Consider the following 15,594-nt stretch of genomic DNA (forward strand, 5'->3'; position numbering starts at 1 on the left):
GGTTCAAATACTGATTTGAACCCTATAGGAATGTTATGTGGCGCACCTAGCGGGCATCACACAAAACACATAAGTTATTGATATTTAAATAATTATTTTGTATTAAATTTTGTTTATACCAGTAAATATACCAGTTTTTTTCAAAGTAACCCCCTATTTTTACCATTTTACCCTATTTTTACCACATCATGCAGGCGTGCGAAAATTGGCGTAAATAAGGGCGGTTTTATGTAATTTTATGTAACTTTGTTACATACCCTACTTTCTCCATCTTTTTGGAGTTTTTTTTTCAGAACAGAATTTTTTTTATGCGTGAGAGGGGGCGTGGTGTCCGATGGTGTGATGTTTGGCATTTTTTGCACACCCCCTCGACTGGTTTCGGTGGTGGGTATACCCCTATGGAATTTTACCCACACGGAAAAAGTATTATGCTTGCCCATGCTGGGGCGGTTCGGTGCTGGTGGTCGGTTCGGTCGGTGCTGGTGCTTATCTTTGTTGATGGCTATATCTGGGCGGTGGGGCTGGTGTTTGCGTGCTGGTTTTTATCATCAACACAACCACACCTTTACAAGGATAAATTTAAAAATACACCCCTAAAAGTCTGCTAAGTTTGCTAAGTTATTCAAAAAAAGCCTTGTAAGCCTTACGCCATAAGGGTTAAAAACTTTCCACCCATTTGCTAAGTTTTGCTAAGTTATTGGAAAGTTTACCCCAAATACCATAAAAACCAGCATAACCATGACTACACCAAACACTAGCAATCCCTTTATTGACAAGGCTTTGCGGTGTTTTGCCATCATAATTGAATAACTTAGCAGGGTTGGGAATAACTTAGCAGATATATGAATAACTTAGCAGGGCTAGCACGGTCGCACGGTTCACGCCTGCTGTTCGGTGCTGGCGGTCGGTTCGGTCGGTGCTGGTGATGATCATTGATGATGGCTATATCTGGGCGGTAGGGCTGGTGTTTGCGTGCTGTATGCTTTGGTGGTTGCTATATTCAAACAAAGCACCGATAAAAAAACAACAAGGGCGAACGCTCACTCTTGTTGTTTTTATTGCTTGTATGATAAGCCTGTTTTACTAACATTAATTTAATAATGCTGGGTTTAGCTCTATCACACGCTTTGGACGGCGGTTGGTGGTCTCGGTGTCCAGATAGATATAATTGTTATCGCTTAACAATTCCAATGCTGTTTCTAGTGTTTGTTTAATTCGTAAATGCTGGGGTGTTACGCTCGTTTGTAGATATGACAAATAAAACTTATCTTGTCCTGTCTCTTTGGCTTTTTTAACCAGCCATTGTAACAGCTTTTCAGCGTCTGTAATGTCGGTGGCAATGTCATCATAGCGTCTGCGTTCGCTGGCGGAATACTCCACAATCTCCATAGCACCTTGTATGTCGTCAATGCCAATGGCATTTTTACCATTAAACCAAGCGAACAATGACGCAATGCGGCTGGCATTCTCAACCATACGGCTGGCATAGGCTTTGGCATTATGGTTGATACCGCCTTTTTGTTGGCTGTTTTCTACCTTTTGCCAGTAGCTTTGTGCCAGCTTCAATGCCTGTGCTTGCCATGCCAGCTGTTTTCGTTTGCCTTGTTCAGGTGGCAAGGATAAAAAGTTATGGCAAATTTTCCAGTATTCTTGCAAAACTTCATCATTGATAAAATTTTCGGTAATTAGCGTTCTATTACCTCTGTTGTCAGGGGGAAAGGCAAATAAACAGCGTGGCAATAGCCCTTGTTGGGTTAGGCGTGGATTGTTTAGTGCTGGCTTTAATGCCACATCTTGCCCACATAAAAACAGCGTCAAACGCACGCCGTACGCTATTTGATTGCCTGTATTGCTTATTGTGATACGCTCTGCGATACCCTTACTATAAATATCACAAATCGCACCAATGCTTGAACCTGCTGTTTCAGCTTTTAGGCTTGCACCGTCCAGCAGGTTCGCCCCTTCGTCAGCGGTGTAGCTGGCGTTTTGGTAATTGCCATCAGTAAAGCCTTGCATGACTTTTTGAACGCTCCCACTACCAAACATACTGCGTGGGTCTGCTGGCTTGTGGTTTTGTTCGTGAAAGGCTTTGATTTCTTTTTTGCTTTTGCTGGATAATTCGTTATCATACATTCGCTTATCATCTTTGTAGGTCTCGTATTCGCTCCGTTCAAAATCCAAAATAGCTTTATGAGTAATTTTGATGGTTTGAGTTTTACCGCTCCCACTTTCGCCCTGCACCACCAAAAATAGGCTGGCTGGGTTGTAGTCGCTGTTGATATAAGGTGCGTCAATAAATCCTTGTCCAATATGACTTAACGCACCCAACACACCAAAGCCAGCCATAGACAAGGGGACTTGCTGATAATAGGCGGTTTTTTCAACGACTTTGGCAAGTAGGGGTGGAAAGGCAGTTACTGGGAATGGCGTTTCAATGTTTTTAACTTCATCAAACGCAACCATCTTACCCCATTTGTCATTATCCCCATCTTTGGCAGGGGCGGTACTATTTACCGATTTTGGGGCGTGCATTGCTTTTAGGTATGCCGTGCCAGCGATAAGCGGTAAATTTTGAATGTTTTGGTAAATGTCTAGCGTGCCAGCTTGTGCATTTTCTAGCCGTGTGATGTGGTCGTGTGCGTCGTCTGATGGGCTAAGCGGTGTTTGCTTTGCCATGCTATCCACATCAACCACATCAAAAGCGATTTTAAGCCCATCTAAGGCGTTCGCCATGTCGTCTAGCCATTTCTTGCCAGCCGTGTCATAATCACGCCATAATCGCACGCTACGCCCAATAAGGGGCGTTAAATCGGTGGTATTGGTACTGCTAGATGCTCCAGCGGTGGTTACGACAAAGCCCAAACGGTTTAACGCACTTGCACACTTTTCCCCTTCCACAAAATACACCACTTGATTAGGGTGGGCGTTCACCAAATTTGGCAATAGATACAGCGGTTTGGCTTTGGGCGAATAACGGGCGTGTTCGCCTTTGGTCGGTTCGCCTAGATAACAGCGATTGCCATCATACCAGCACGGCTTAATCCATTTTTTGCCGTCCTTGTCAAATCTAGGCTTAAAATACAATAAATTGCCGTCTTTATCGCAATAATGATAAATGGCGGTCAGGTGTGCAGGCGTGTAGCCGTTTTGGGCAAGCTCTTTGTCAGCTCCGATTAGAAAATTTGTCAAAAGCTGGATAAAATGGCGGTTTTGATTGTCAAAGCTCGGATACTTTGGCGGTGGCATTGTGCCAGTGTAATTCAATTGGCTCATTTGCTAGTCTCTATTTTGTCGTTTTTTCTCTATGGTTTTAAAAAAAATGGGCAAATATTGGCAAACTTTGGGAAAATGTGGGCGGTTTTTGGTGTGGTATTACTCCGAAATACTCCGAATTACTGTGAACCGCTCTATTTTCGCCATATTTGTCTAATACTGCGATAAATTCAGCTCGTGGCAAGCGGTCAAAAAATCCACACCATGATACCGCTGGTAAAAATCCAGCACATCACCGCCAGACGCACCACAACCAAAGCAATAAAACGCCCCTGTATCAGCATTGATACTTAGGCTGGGTGTTTTGTCGCTGTGAAATACGCATTTAACATTGGTTTGCTTGCCTTTTAGGGCAATGCCATAGAGTGCGTAAAAGCTGACTGGGTCAGGCTTGTTGTCGGTGTCAAATTGCATGGGATAATTTTGGGTTGTCTGTTTGCCATGCTTGCCAACCGCTCTATTTTCGCCTGTATGATGTCTGTTTGGCGTTTTAGTGGCATGGTTGGTATGTTTACCCATGCTGGGGCTGTTTGGTGCATTATGGGCGTATGTGGCGTTGTTATGATGGTTTGGTGTGTGCTGGCTTGAAAATGGCGTTTTGTGAAAAAAGGCATTTTTGGCAAATAATGGGCGGTTTAATAAGTCGCGGGCGTTTGTCATGATAACTTCCATTGAGATAATTTTAATCATTTGCTTAATCAGTATTTGGGCTGGTGCTGGCGGTTCGGTCGCCAGCTTGATAATCCAGCCATCAGACGACAATGCAGACAATAAAAGCCATTTACCCAAAATCAGATAAACGGCTTTTTTTGGGTGTCGTGCCTTGGGTTAGGCTGGTTTGTTGTGATTTGGCTGGCGTGCCATTGGTAGCAGTGCCAGCAGGTCTTTTTTGTTGCGTTCAGCGTTATTTGCCATGTTGTAGCACGCCTGCTGGATTATCTCGCATAGAATGTTAAAGTCTGATTTGTTATCTCTATGCTTTTTGAGTAGCTCTACCGCTTCGGATAACAAACAAAAATTTGTAGATGCCAGATTGAATTCATCTGCTGAACACTCAACATCATTCACGGATAAGCCAATGCTTGGTGCTAGGCGTTCATGTCCGATATTTTGGGTGTTGGTGTTGCTGGTGGTTTGGTTGAGATTGGCGGTTGTGCCAGTGTTGATAACTACATTCATGATACTTTCCCCTTAGATTAAAATTGCTCTGTGATGGTTTTGATGGCGACGCTGACGCTTTCGTCGTCTGCGATACTTTGGGCGTACTTGATGGCTTGCCCCAGCTCGTCAAAATGCTGGCAAGTGATGACAAGGTGCTTATCTTTGCCATTGCCAAACACACAAGCAGACGGTAAAAACGGCTGAATGTCTTTGAATGCTATCGCTTGGCTGGTGTATGGCGTGGTTTGGTTGCATGGTGGGCAAATATACACGGCGTTGGCGTTGGCTGGTGTAGTCAGTGCAAATTTAATCATCTTGCACCCCCTACAATGCGATTTAACGCTGTTTTTAGGCGGTTTGGTTTTTGGGTGGTGCTTTGGGTGCTTTTGATGGCGTGAAGCTCATTTAGGGCGTGCATGGCGTTGTAGATGGCGTTTGCACGGTCTGCATGCCCTGCATAGGGATTGTCAGCGTGTAGCTGGGTGTGGCGGTGGTATTCGTCAGCCAGGACGGTTAGGGAATGATGAATAACGGTATTATTCATGGTGGAAGTTCCTGTATTTTTAGTTAGTGATACCACCCCGTAAATAGGGTGGCAGGTCTCAACTACCGATACAAGACGGCTGGGGCTATTTCCTTTCGGTTTTGTATTTACCCCTATCAACCCGCCAAAAACTGATGATAAAGCACGGATTATCCATGATGGGGCGTGCTTATCTTGTAATGACGCATTTACGCCTGTGGTGCTGTTATTGCTAACAGTAGGCGTAAAAATAGCCAATGAATGACGGTTTGGCTTTACCGCTTGTATTTTAGTAGTAGCGGTATTATTGCCTAAACCGTGCGATTTTGCAAGGGAATTTTTGGCTAGAATGCCAGTAAGAAATGCTGTCATGATTGACGCTCCTTTTGCATTTTGAGTTAAAAGCCCTAAAAATGGGCGGTGTGGTCTCACTCTCGGTTGCAAAAGAAACCGCTTTACATATTCGCCAATAGGCTTATTTTGTAATATCAACCACACCATAAAGGGGCGAAAATTTGCCAGCATGGGCAAAGTTTGCGTATATGATGGGCTTACGCTTATACCAATGCCAGCTTTGGCGGTGTTTGGGCGTAAAAAAAGCCAATTTAAACCGTTTGGCGTAACGGCTTTTGCATTTTGAGAGAGAGGCTCATCATATTTCACGCCTGCATTTTTGGCAAGTGAAATATTTTTAATCAATTCTTGTTTTAATGAAATTTCTTTCATGTTATAATCTCTGATGTGGTTAAAATCTGTATTTCTCATTTGCTTTTCTCTTAAATTCGCTCCTAATTCATTAGGGGCGTTTTGTTTGCTTGCAGTTGCTCCAAACCAGCTTGTAGCGTATCCGCTCTTAAAACAGCGTGGGCGTATGCCTTGAAGTAATCAGCGTGGGCGGTGTGTTTGTCTAGCTTGTCATAAGCTCGTTTGATGAAATATCTAAGCTTGTCTTTTTCGTATTGGGTCATTGCCGTTCCTATTGATTAAGATTGCAGGGGTGGCGGTTTGGTCGCACGGCTCACGCCTGCAAGTTGATTTTGGTTTATCGGATTAACCCCCAAATGGCATCAAATTCATCTTGTGTTAATGCTGGTAGCAAACCACCTAGTAGTATTGACGGATTAACCACGCCTTGAATATTGCCTAAATGCCAATCTTTAATGTGCAAAACTCTTGAATATTCAGCATCTGTTAGCGAAATGCGTGTTTTACCGCTCTCTTCAGCGTGGCGAATTTTGTAGCTGATTAGCTCGGTGGTGCGATACAGCTCATTCAAAAAGACGACAAGGCTTGATAGTAATCTTTCGCCTTTTTCTCTAAGTTCGGGATATTGCCCACGAAAGCTATCATGATAAAACGACTGCAATTTATCATAGTTTTTATAAGTGCTGTCATGGTTGGGTAATAGCTTCAGTATTGCGTGGGCTTGCTTTAGGGTAAATTTGTTAGATTGTGTCATTTTTCATTTTCCTTGTGGTTTGCCGTTGTTTTGGCGTTTGGTTTTTGGTTTGGTGGTTTTTGGTTTTGCCGTTCGTGCTTGTGCGACAACTTGATAAATGCTTGCCGTTCCGTCTAGGATTTCTTGATAACGCTGTTTGGCGGTGGTCTTATCTTTGATGAAATAGACTTTATAGCGTGAGTTTGGGCTATTTTGCCAACGCCAATCAATGACAAAACCCATCTTTTTTAGCTCTGCGATACGGGCTGACAAGCTGGCTATGTTCATCGTGTTAATGGCGTACTTGATATGTACTTCCACGCCGTCTAGCATGGCTTGTAGTACCTGTATGGCTTGATGGCTTTTTTGATTATGGGAAATGGGTAGCATGGTTTCGCTCCTATGTTGGGTGCTGGTTATTGTTTGGTGCTGGTGGTCTGTGAAATGGCTGGATAGTCATCAACCGTTTCTAGGCGGTTAATCCAATCCAAAATATCGCTGTTACGCCATGCGGTCATTGTGGGGGATAACTTAATGGGTGCTGGAAATTTACCAGCTTTTACCCATGCGTAAATCGTGGATTTGGCCAATCCTGTCATCATGCACACGGTTTTAATTCTGCTGATGCCTTGACGCGGGAAGGTGTCGCAGGGGGTGGGTTTGGGAGATTGGGTTTTTGGGGTCATAAAATACGCCTTTTTTTAGTTGTCCGATTTGGGCTGTAGCACTACTAGGCGGTGCATGGGTGTATTTTAGGGGGTGGGGTATGGGTAACCGCAAAGGGTAACATAGAAAAAAAGGGTTACCCTTGAAGGGTTACCCTTTGATAAGTGATTGATTTTATTTAATTTAAGCTATTTTTATTTTTGGTTTTGTTTTTTTGGCTTTGGGGTGTGGTTACCTTTTGCAGGCGGTTTTTTATTGCACTTTCGGTAAAATTGAACCTTAAATTTCTACACGCCTGCGTAAATTTCTCACTATGATTTGTAAAATGCTTTGGCATATTATCAGTTCGGTAAATCTCGTGCCATATCCGAACCGCCATATCTAATTCAGGTGGATAAGTATAAATATCATCTTTATCAAAATATGGCTCACTAGCAGGCGTGCCATTCTCTGACTGACTAGCAAGCTGGCTTTCAAGCTCTGCTATACGGTTTTGTAGTTCGCTGATGGTCTCGGTTTGGGTTTGTTGTTCTAGTTGTTCGCTAAGCGTGCCATATTTTTTGATGTTGGGTTGTAGTTTGGCTTGTAGCGTCTCGTTTTCTTTTCTTAGGCGGTCATTTTGCGATATAAGGCTGGATAAATAACGCCCATCTAACACCTGCTGTAATTGCCTTCTTAGCCGTGCGATTTCCCTGTACTCCTCCTGCATGGCAAAATTCAGCTCTAGGCATTTTGCAAGTGGTTTAAATGCCAATAAATCTTGTCGCTTGAAATAGTATTCTTTTTGCCATTCCTGATAAAAGTAGCGTTTAATGTGTTCTTGCCAACCACAAATCTCATTTAGTCCCATCAAACTTTGAACAACCAATTTTCTATCACTTTCATCTTGTTTCAGATGATTGGCAATGTCATCAATAATACTTGAAACAGCATTCAAGCCGTCCATGTTTTTGATAAAGTCTTTGCACTCGTACAATGCAAAATCTTGATTGATTTTGTAGGGGGTTACTGCTTCGCCAAATTTTACCGACTGCAAATAAAGGCAAATATCATACAAGGGGTTTTGTGTATTTTCGCCAATCAATAACAGCAAGTCGGGTAAGCTGACATAATCCTTTAAGGGGTTTAATACCACATCTAGCAATCCCATCTCATACCTTACCATACCTTAACCAAAAAAAGAGTGCAGGCGGGGCGGTCTAAGGTATGAAAAATAACCGCCGTTCGGTAGCTACTCCTAGCCTGCAAAAGGGTTTATTAAAAATTCGGAATATCTTTAATCGCATAGCATAACCGCAAAGGGTGCTGGCTTAGCTCCACGAACCCAAAACGCTCATAAAAGGCTTTGGCGGTGTCGTCTTTAGCGTCCACAATCACATAAGCAAGCCCCATCATCTGTGATAGTTTTTTAGCCGTCTGCATGGCGTGTAGCAATAGGTCAGCACCCAATCTACGCCCCTTGTACGCTTTATCCACCGCCAGCCGTCCCAAAAGTACGCACCCTATGGGACTGTGCGGGCTTTGGCGTTTTAATAACTCTGTATCGTCTGATTGCATAATCTGGCACGCTGACAAAGTATAAAACCCTGCAAGGCGTTCGCCATCAACCGCCCCATAAATTACTGTTTCATGGCGTTTTAATAGCTGGCTCGCCTGCTGTCTGATAAAACGGTTTAAGGCTTCATTCTCACAATCAAAACCGCTTTTGTCATGTTCTTTGGCAAGTTTAGCTATCAACATTGACAAAACCCCTGTCAAATAATGCTTGCATGGCAGGCGTGGGGCTGGCTGGTTCGTCTAGGCGGTCAATGGCTCTTTGCCAATCATCGCTATTTAGGGCAATTTGGGAATTATCTTTGATGGTTTGGCTTGCCTTTTGATAAGCACAATCCAAAATAAAATAGCTCATACTTACGCCTAATTGTTGGCTTGCTTTTTCTATGATGGCTTTGGCGTGGGCGGTGGTGCGTAAATTTATGCGTTCGGTTGCTTGCATCGGTTTATTTCCTTGTATGTCTGTATTATGTACATGATAACATAGATATGTTTATATCATCAACATAACACGCCCTCATGTTTAAAAAACGCCAAAATTTAAAGATGACAACCAACAAATTAACCCCCTGCTAAGTTATTCCCATGTCTGCTAAGTTATTCGCACCCCTGCTAAGTTATTCAATCATGATGGTAAAACACCGCAAGGCCTTGTCAATAAAGGGATTGAATGTGTTTAGTGTAGTCATGGTTATGCTGGTTTTTATGGTGTTTGGGGTAAAATTTATAATAACTTAGCAAAACTTAGCAAATGGGTGGAAAGTTTTTAACCCTTATGGCGTAAGGCTTACAGGGCTTTTTTTGAATAACTTAGCAAACTTAGCAGACTTTTAGGGTGTGTTTTTTAATTTTGTCATCAAATGATGCAGATATATGAGTATCAAAAACAAGCACGCAAGCCCCATCAGCGAACCACGACAATGCCAATTAGGGTAAAAATAGGTCAGCTTTGGGCAAGATTGGTTACACGGCTCACGCTCACGCCTGCTGGCGGTTCGGTCGGAATGGCTGGAATGGCTGGAATGGCTGGAATGGCTGGAATGGCTGGAATGGCTGGAATGGCTGGAATGGCTGGAATGGCTGGAATGGCTGGGAAATGAAAAGTTATATCATAACATATAAAAAATTGCAGGCGTGGCAAGCCCATAAAAAACAACACCGCCAAAGCTGGCAAAAACACCGAATAAGCACGAACGGAAAAACCAAAAACCAACGGTACATAAAAAAATCAAAGACGGCAAACGGCAAAAGGATAAATATATATAAAAAATATTATTTTTATTTTTTTATATATTTTTTTGGGTGGTTTTTTGTTTGAATTAGCTGGTACTGGCACAAATTTTTGCACTTTTTTTGTTATATTATAACATTACATATATTCTTTAAAATAAATATTCCCTTTTGATTTGTATTTTTAATCATTTGGGCTTGCAGGCGTGGCGGTTTTTATTGCATGGCTTGGATTTCCAGCGGTTGTGTGTTTGGTGCATGGCTGGCTTTTTCTTTATTCAAGCGTTCTAAAAATAGGGTAAGCTGGTCGGTGCTGGTGTCAGCAGTTAGGCGGTTTTGGTAGGTTTTGAAGTCGCTTTGTCGGACTTCATCAACGATATTTGCCCAGTCGTTCATCATTTGAATGCGTCTGGGTAGCATTTCAGCGTCATTGTACGCCCGTTCGGTTTTATCTCTGCTGATATGGGCTAGTTGCAACTCAATGGCTTTGGGGTTGTACTGCATTTCATAAAGGCTGGTACTTGCCAATCCACGAAAGCCGTGTCCAGTCATTTTGCCTTGATAGCCCATGCGTTTTAATGCGGTTGTAAAGGCGTTTTCACTCATTGCGCCTGTCTTGCTTCGGTTGCTATACAGCACATAATCACTATCAAAGCCAAAAGATTTAATTTTCTGTAGTATCTCTATCACTTGCGGGGCAAGTGGGACGATGTGGGGTAAGCCGTTTTTCATGCGGTGGGCTGGTATTCGCCAAACTTTGGCATTTAGGTCGATTTCTTGCCATGTCATGCCTAGCAGTTCGCCAGTTCGTACAAAAGTATAAGCCAGCAGATAAAAGCCGTAACGGGTCATGGGTTCAATGTTGGCGGTGTCGATGTCTAGCATGAGTTTGGGTAATTCTTGTATTTTAATTCGTGCGTATTTGATTTCTTTGTGTGTGATGGTGCGTCTGATGTTTCTTGGAATGGGGTTATATAGGTTTGGCGTTAATTGTTTGAGTACAACAAAGCTATAAATGCTGTTGAGTTGTCCGATGATACGCCTTGCGGTATATGTAGCCCCTTGATTGGTTAGGTTTTCTGTCAGTGTTAAAATGTCGGTCAGATTAACAGCGTGAATGTCCTTTGTGCCAAACGCTCTTTTGATATGATTGTTATAAATGCTTAAATCTCGTTCATAGGTTTTGATACTAACATTATTTTTTTGATGATGTAGCCATTTTTGCGCGAAAAAATCAAAAGAAGTCTGATTATCCTTTTTGGCTTTTTCAGCTTTGATGATGTCTTTTGGGTTTTTGCCTTGTTCTAGTAATTCTCTGATTTTTAGATTTTCACTTCGTGCATGGCTTAGGCTCATGGCTGGATATTTGCCCAAAGTGATTTCATGTTGCTTGCCCATGTAGCGATAAACCGCCATAAATACTTTATTCCCTGTATTTCTCACATACAGCCAAAGCCCACCAGCGTCAGCATATTTATCTGGTCGGTTCGGTTTGCATTTTTCGGACGGTTTTAGTTTTTTAATGGCGGTATCTGTAAGGCTCATACTGGTATATTTCCTGTATTAAATTTTATACCAGTAAATATACCAGTTTTTTTCGTGGATTTAAACGGTTTTATACGGACGACATAGGACAACAAAACCAATAAAACCCTTTAAAATAAAAGGGTTCAAATACTGATTTGAACCCTATAGGAATGTTATGTGGCGCACCTAGCGGGAATCGAACCCACGACCTTCAGCTTCGGAGGCTGACACTCTATCCAACTGAGCTATAGGTGCAAAATTGATGAATAGCGTGAATTTTACCAATTTTTGTGCCAAAATACCAGCCATGAACCCAAAAAGTCATTAAATTTTAAAAATATTACTAAAATTTTACCAATTTATGGAGATATTGCATAAAAAACATGGCTTTTCACCCCTTTTTTCCTTTATAATAGTAAGGAGAAATTTTATTCGTTTGGGCATGGTTGTATGAATTGCCCAATTACCCCAGAGTTCATGCTCAAGGCTAAGACGAGATGATGACAATGAAAAGAATCTTAATGTTATCTGTTGCCGCTACACTGGCGATTTTTACCATAACAAGTCAAGCAGAAGAGGCAGCCAAATCTACCGAGGATGCTGTAAAGGGTGGCGAGGTCATGACTGCTGAAACGACACCCAACACAGCAGATGATAAGAACAAGACAGATGCAGCCACCGAACAGGCAAAACAAGATGTGCCAGAGGACAGCGATCAGGTTAAAAAACTCATCGCCTTGCACCCAAAGCTCATCTCTCGCATCGCTCCTTATGGCAAAGTGTGCTTTGATGGCGAAGAGTGCGACATCAACATCACTGTATTAGCCCCTGCGGTAGAGGGTGAGGCTCGTCCAGGTGATATGTTATATAAGGCGATTTGTGCTACTTGTCATGATGCAGGCTTGGTTGGGGCACCAAAATTTGGTACGGCTGATTGGGTGCCACGCATCGCCAAAGGTAAGGCGACCTTGTACAATCACGCCATCAATGGCTTTAACGCAATGCCTGCCCGTGGTGGTGCTGACATCTCTGATGATGAGGTGAAAAACGCGGTTGATTACATCATTTCACAAAGCCAATAACTCTATTTAATCTCAAACGGCTTAGGTGGGATGCTGCTTAGGCTGTTTGTTGTTTTTATACCAACTGACATCAAAAAACCTAAATGACCATTTCAATAATCGTTGGTTCAAAGCCAATCATATTGACATTAAAGAGCATCATTTTTCAATCACTTGACTAAGCATACCATGACCATACCAGCATTACGAATCTCTCGTTTAAAAAAGACCTATAACAATGGCTTTACTGCGTTAAAAGGCGTGGATTTGTCTGTCCCAGAGGGTGAGTTTTTTGCACTGTTGGGGGCGAATGGAGCAGGAAAGTCCACGATGATTGGCATCATCAGCTCGCTTTTTGCACCCACAGAGGGCAAGGTTGAGATTTTTGGTGTTGATTTGCATAAAAACCCAAGCCTCGCCAAATCGTATTTGGGCGTTGTCCCCCAAGAATTTAACTTTAATCAGTTTGAGAAGTGTATCGACATATTGGTAACGCAGGCTGGCTATTATGGTATTAAGCGTGCACAAGCACTGCCTCGTGCTGAATTTTTATTAAAAGAGCTGGGGCTGTGGGATAAGAGAGATGTCAAATCTCGAGCGTTGTCTGGTGGCATGAAACGCCGCTTGATGATTGCCCGTGCCTTGATGCACCGACCACGCCTTTTGATACTTGATGAGCCAACCGCAGGCGTGGATATTGAGCTTCGTCGTTCCATGTGGGAATTCATACAAAAGATTAATCGTGAAGAAAAAACCACAATCATTCTGACGACGCACTATCTAGAAGAAGCTGAACAGCTGTGCAAATATGTTGCCATCTTAAATCAAGGTGAGATATTGATTAATACAAAGATGAGATCATTACTGACACAACTGTCGCTTGAAACTTTCGTCTTTGATTTGAAAGATGAACTGTTGACATTACCAAAGTTTGATGCGGTAACCGATGCCAATTTGGTGGATAATAAAACCTTAGAAATCACACTGAATAAAGAACAACATCTTAACGCCGTATTTGCCTGTCTAAATGCGTTAAACATTTCAGTGCTTAGCATGAGAAATAAAGCCAATCGTTTAGAAGAGTTGTTCATGAAAGTGGTGGACAGTCATTTTCATGACGAAACACATGCAGCAAGCAGCCTCAAAAAAGATGGTGGAGAATATTCATGAATGCTCAATTGGTCGCCTTTCATACTTTATTATCTAGAGAAATTAAGCGAATATTACGCATTTGGCCGCAGACGCTTTTACCGCCTGTGATTACCATGACGCTGTATTTTGTCATTTTTGGGCAGATGATTGGCAGTCGTGTTGGTAACATGGGCGGAGTGAGTTACATGCAGTTCATCGTGCCAGGTCTCATCATGATGGCGGTCATCACCAACAGCTACTCGAATGTTGTTTCATCATTTTTTAGCACCAAATTTCATGGAAATATTGATGAAATGCTGGTGTCGCCAATCTCGAAACATGGCATATTATTGGGTTATGTTGGTGGTGGGGTGTTTCGTGGATTATCGATTGCCTTGATTGTGAGCATGGTGGCTTTATTTTTTACTCAATTGGGCATTGCTCACTTTATGATCATGTTCATGACCATCATTGGTACTTCGGTATTGTTCTCATTAGGGGGGTTCATCAATGCGGTATTTGCTCGCTCGTTTGATGACATTTCCATCGTGCCAAGCTTCATCTTGACACCCTTGACTTATTTGGGGGGTGTCTTTTATTCATTGGAAAATCTGTCTGAATTTTGGCAGAATGTGTCGTTATTAAACCCAATTGTTTATATGGTCAATGCCTTTCGTTATGGCATCTTGGGGCATTCTGATGTTGATGTTGGGTATTCATTGATGGCGATTTTGGTGTTTTGTGTGGTGCTTTATGCCATTGCTTACTGGATACTCAAAGATGGCAGACGCATTCGTATCTGATCATCTGAATGCAGGCATGATGCGATGCTGATTTGTGTGATTGCTTGCTTTGAGTCGTCTGATTTTTGTAGCAATTCTAAAAGGAAAATTAAATGAATACGACCGAACATTTGGGCGTGCTTGGTGAAGTTACCAGTTACCCAAAGACTTATGACCCCAGCATTTTATTCCCCATCTCACGGAGCATTGGTAGAAATGATGTCCTTGAAAAATCTGGGTTTGATCTGTCTTTGGTGCAAGGCATTGATGTTTGGCAGGCTTTTGAAATCTCTTGGTTGAATGCCCTTGGGGTGTCCCAAGTGGCAATGGCACGCTTCATCATTCCTGCCAATTCGCCAAATATCGTAGAATCCAAATCTTTAAAGTTATACCTAAATGGTCTAAACTTTACCAAATTTGATGATGTTCAAGCAGTGCAACACACCATTGAACAGGATCTGTCGGCTTGTGTTGGTATGCCAGTACAAGCCCAAATCATATCGCTTGGTAGCGACGAACTTACCATCGTCAAGCCTGTTGGGATATGTATCGATGAGGTACTCAATCACCAAAGCGATGCTGTTCATTTGACCGATGATGTTGATGTGTCTTTTTTAAAAAATGCCAAAAAATGCGATCTGAAAACCCATCAGTTTTATAGTCATTTATTGCGTTCAAATTGTCCTGTCACCAATCAGCCTGACTGGGGAACTTTACAGATTCATATGACCAGCCCCCATGAGGTGGATCATGGTCAGGTGTTGAGATATGTTTTGTCATTTAGGCAACATAACGGCTTTCATGAGCAGTGTGTGGAGCGAATCTTTGCGGATTTGATGGTGCATTTTAAACCGAACGCTTTAAGAGTGTCTGCCAACTATACCAGACGAGGAGGAATCGATATCAATCCTGTACGAGTGTTTGGTATGCAGGTTGGTGAAATTGGGCGATTGGTGCGTCAGTAGCTTGATTTTGATTAAAAAACCGCTTATTTTCTATTAGATAAGCGGTTTTTTAATCATTTGATGAATAAAAAACAGCTCTTAAAATAGTATAAGAGCTGTTTTTTTGAAATATTGGCACTCCATAGGGGATTCGAACCCCTGTTACCGCCGTGAAAGGGCGATGTCCTAGGCCTCTAGACGAATGGAGCGCAGGGTTTGTAAGACGAAAATGTATGAAACTGCCTTACCCACTTTTTGAACGCTTTCACCGTATTTCCAAAAAGTGGGGCTATTATAACAAACA

At 42.4% G+C, this 15,594-nt stretch carries 19 protein-coding genes and 2 tRNA genes; 5 read left to right on the plus strand and 16 right to left on the minus strand.

The features are described 5' to 3' along the window. Positions 1 to 398 precede the first annotated feature (398 nt). Complete coding sequence (locus tag M2R47_RS04845; protein WP_249099746.1) at positions 399 to 608, plus strand: hypothetical protein; 210 nt, start codon at positions 399 to 401, stop codon at positions 606 to 608. A 481-nt stretch (positions 609 to 1,089) separates the two neighbouring features. Here the strand turns inward: M2R47_RS04845 and M2R47_RS04850 are convergent, their stop codons facing one another. The 15 genes from M2R47_RS04850 to M2R47_RS04920 all read right to left on the minus strand — a co-directional run bounded on the left by M2R47_RS04850 (position 1,090) and on the right by M2R47_RS04920 (position 11,627). Beyond that, positions 1,090 to 3,273, minus strand: coding sequence for a DUF3987 domain-containing protein (locus M2R47_RS04850; RefSeq protein WP_249099749.1), 2,184 nt, complete (start codon positions 3,271 to 3,273; stop codon positions 1,090 to 1,092). Positions 3,274 to 3,426: 153 nt separating this feature from the next. Beyond that, entirely contained in the window at positions 3,427 to 4,062 is a 636-nt protein-coding gene (locus tag M2R47_RS04855; protein ID WP_249099752.1) for a CHC2 zinc finger domain-containing protein, read from the minus strand. Between the two features lie 39 nt (positions 4,063 to 4,101). Next, a complete protein-coding gene (locus M2R47_RS04860) occupies positions 4,102 to 4,452 on the minus strand; it encodes a hypothetical protein (protein ID WP_249099754.1) in 351 nt (116 codons plus the stop codon). Positions 4,453 to 4,469: 17 nt separating this feature from the next. Next, positions 4,470 to 4,748, minus strand: a complete 279-nt coding sequence (locus M2R47_RS04865) for a hypothetical protein (RefSeq protein ID WP_249099757.1) — start codon at positions 4,746 to 4,748, stop codon at positions 4,470 to 4,472. Continuing rightward, on the minus strand, positions 4,745 to 5,683 hold the full coding sequence (locus M2R47_RS04870; protein WP_249099760.1) for a hypothetical protein: 939 nt from the start codon (positions 5,681 to 5,683) through the stop codon (positions 4,745 to 4,747). Before M2R47_RS04870 ends, M2R47_RS04865 begins: the two co-directional genes overlap by 4 nt. A 62-nt stretch (positions 5,684 to 5,745) precedes the next feature. Beyond that, positions 5,746 to 5,925 (minus strand): hypothetical protein, encoded by a 180-nt coding sequence (locus M2R47_RS04875; RefSeq protein WP_249099763.1) that lies wholly within the window; start codon positions 5,923 to 5,925, stop codon positions 5,746 to 5,748. A 74-nt stretch (positions 5,926 to 5,999) separates the two neighbouring features. After that, on the minus strand, positions 6,000 to 6,416 hold the full coding sequence (locus tag M2R47_RS04880; protein WP_249099766.1) for a hypothetical protein: 417 nt from the start codon (positions 6,414 to 6,416) through the stop codon (positions 6,000 to 6,002). Between the two features lie 3 nt (positions 6,417 to 6,419). Continuing rightward, complete coding sequence (locus M2R47_RS04885; RefSeq protein ID WP_249099769.1) at positions 6,420 to 6,785, minus strand: helix-turn-helix domain-containing protein; 366 nt, start codon at positions 6,783 to 6,785, stop codon at positions 6,420 to 6,422. A gap of 26 nt (positions 6,786 to 6,811) precedes the next feature. Beyond that, positions 6,812 to 7,081 carry a helix-turn-helix transcriptional regulator gene (locus M2R47_RS04890; protein WP_249099773.1) on the minus strand — a complete coding sequence of 90 codons (270 nt, stop codon included), beginning with the start codon at positions 7,079 to 7,081 and terminating at the stop codon, positions 6,812 to 6,814. Positions 7,082 to 7,239: 158 nt separating this feature from the next. Next, a complete protein-coding gene (locus M2R47_RS04895) occupies positions 7,240 to 8,211 on the minus strand; it encodes a hypothetical protein (protein ID WP_249099776.1) in 972 nt (323 codons plus the stop codon). A 107-nt stretch (positions 8,212 to 8,318) separates the two neighbouring features. Continuing rightward, on the minus strand, positions 8,319 to 8,801 hold the full coding sequence (locus M2R47_RS04900; protein ID WP_036364981.1) for a GNAT family N-acetyltransferase: 483 nt from the start codon (positions 8,799 to 8,801) through the stop codon (positions 8,319 to 8,321). Beyond that, positions 8,788 to 9,057, minus strand: a complete 270-nt coding sequence (locus M2R47_RS04905; RefSeq protein WP_036364985.1) for a type II toxin-antitoxin system TacA family antitoxin — start codon at positions 9,055 to 9,057, stop codon at positions 8,788 to 8,790. Before M2R47_RS04905 ends, M2R47_RS04900 begins: the two co-directional genes overlap by 14 nt. Before the next feature lie 501 nt (positions 9,058 to 9,558). Further along, positions 9,559 to 9,828: a hypothetical protein gene (locus M2R47_RS04910; RefSeq protein ID WP_249099779.1), complete on the minus strand. Its 270-nt coding sequence runs from the start codon at positions 9,826 to 9,828 to the stop codon at positions 9,559 to 9,561. 233 nt (positions 9,829 to 10,061) lie between these two features. Further along, positions 10,062 to 11,390: a tyrosine-type recombinase/integrase gene (locus M2R47_RS04915; RefSeq protein ID WP_249099781.1), complete on the minus strand. Its 1,329-nt coding sequence runs from the start codon at positions 11,388 to 11,390 to the stop codon at positions 10,062 to 10,064. A 160-nt stretch (positions 11,391 to 11,550) separates the two neighbouring features. Beyond that, positions 11,551 to 11,627 (minus strand) — tRNA-Arg (locus M2R47_RS04920). A 242-nt stretch (positions 11,628 to 11,869) separates the two neighbouring features. Here M2R47_RS04920 and M2R47_RS04925 point away from each other — a divergent pair. The 4 genes from M2R47_RS04925 (at position 11,870) to queF (ending at position 15,311) form a co-directional block, all read left to right on the plus strand. Further along, positions 11,870 to 12,454: a c-type cytochrome gene (locus tag M2R47_RS04925; protein ID WP_249099785.1), complete on the plus strand. Its 585-nt coding sequence runs from the start codon at positions 11,870 to 11,872 to the stop codon at positions 12,452 to 12,454. Between the two features lie 168 nt (positions 12,455 to 12,622). After that, positions 12,623 to 13,603, plus strand: coding sequence for an ABC transporter ATP-binding protein (locus tag M2R47_RS04930; protein ID WP_249099787.1), 981 nt, complete (start codon positions 12,623 to 12,625; stop codon positions 13,601 to 13,603). After that, positions 13,600 to 14,367, plus strand: coding sequence for an ABC transporter permease (locus M2R47_RS04935; RefSeq protein WP_249099789.1), 768 nt, complete (start codon positions 13,600 to 13,602; stop codon positions 14,365 to 14,367). The genes M2R47_RS04930 and M2R47_RS04935 overlap by 4 nt, the downstream gene beginning before the upstream one ends. Before the next feature lie 92 nt (positions 14,368 to 14,459). Continuing rightward, on the plus strand, positions 14,460 to 15,311 hold the full coding sequence (queF, locus tag M2R47_RS04940; protein WP_249099792.1) for an NADPH-dependent 7-cyano-7-deazaguanine reductase QueF: 852 nt from the start codon (positions 14,460 to 14,462) through the stop codon (positions 15,309 to 15,311). A gap of 112 nt (positions 15,312 to 15,423) precedes the next feature. Here the strand turns inward: queF and M2R47_RS04945 are convergent. Then, positions 15,424 to 15,499: transfer RNA gene (locus M2R47_RS04945), tRNA-Glu, on the minus strand. Positions 15,500 to 15,594: the final 95 nt, after the last annotated feature.

The sequence above is a fragment of the Moraxella oculi genome (assembly GCF_023336735.1).
Lineage (GTDB): Bacteria > Pseudomonadota > Gammaproteobacteria > Pseudomonadales > Moraxellaceae > Moraxella > Moraxella oculi.

Coding starts and splice junctions, on each gene's coding strand:
- M2R47_RS04895 (WP_249099776.1), bottom strand. CDS start 8,211: ATGGGATTGCTAGATGTGGTATTAAACCCCTTAAAGGATTATGTCAGC.
- M2R47_RS04900 (WP_036364981.1), bottom strand. CDS start 8,801: ATGTTGATAGCTAAACTTGCCAAAGAACATGACAAAAGCGGTTTTGAT.
- queF (WP_249099792.1), top strand. CDS start 14,460: ATGAATACGACCGAACATTTGGGCGTGCTTGGTGAAGTTACCAGTTAC.
- M2R47_RS04925 (WP_249099785.1), top strand. CDS start 11,870: ATGATGACAATGAAAAGAATCTTAATGTTATCTGTTGCCGCTACACTG.
- M2R47_RS04935 (WP_249099789.1), top strand. CDS start 13,600: ATGAATGCTCAATTGGTCGCCTTTCATACTTTATTATCTAGAGAAATT.
- M2R47_RS04845 (WP_249099746.1), top strand. CDS start 399: ATGGAATTTTACCCACACGGAAAAAGTATTATGCTTGCCCATGCTGGG.
- M2R47_RS04885 (WP_249099769.1), bottom strand. CDS start 6,785: ATGCTACCCATTTCCCATAATCAAAAAAGCCATCAAGCCATACAGGTA.
- M2R47_RS04905 (WP_036364985.1), bottom strand. CDS start 9,057: ATGCAAGCAACCGAACGCATAAATTTACGCACCACCGCCCACGCCAAA.
- M2R47_RS04865 (WP_249099757.1), bottom strand. CDS start 4,748: ATGATTAAATTTGCACTGACTACACCAGCCAACGCCAACGCCGTGTAT.
- M2R47_RS04850 (WP_249099749.1), bottom strand. CDS start 3,273: ATGAGCCAATTGAATTACACTGGCACAATGCCACCGCCAAAGTATCCG.
- M2R47_RS04915 (WP_249099781.1), bottom strand. CDS start 11,390: ATGAGCCTTACAGATACCGCCATTAAAAAACTAAAACCGTCCGAAAAA.
- M2R47_RS04870 (WP_249099760.1), bottom strand. CDS start 5,683: ATGAAAGAAATTTCATTAAAACAAGAATTGATTAAAAATATTTCACTT.
- M2R47_RS04880 (WP_249099766.1), bottom strand. CDS start 6,416: ATGACACAATCTAACAAATTTACCCTAAAGCAAGCCCACGCAATACTG.
- M2R47_RS04930 (WP_249099787.1), top strand. CDS start 12,623: ATGACCATACCAGCATTACGAATCTCTCGTTTAAAAAAGACCTATAAC.
- M2R47_RS04860 (WP_249099754.1), bottom strand. CDS start 4,452: ATGAATGTAGTTATCAACACTGGCACAACCGCCAATCTCAACCAAACC.
- M2R47_RS04875 (WP_249099763.1), bottom strand. CDS start 5,925: ATGACCCAATACGAAAAAGACAAGCTTAGATATTTCATCAAACGAGCT.
- M2R47_RS04890 (WP_249099773.1), bottom strand. CDS start 7,081: ATGACCCCAAAAACCCAATCTCCCAAACCCACCCCCTGCGACACCTTC.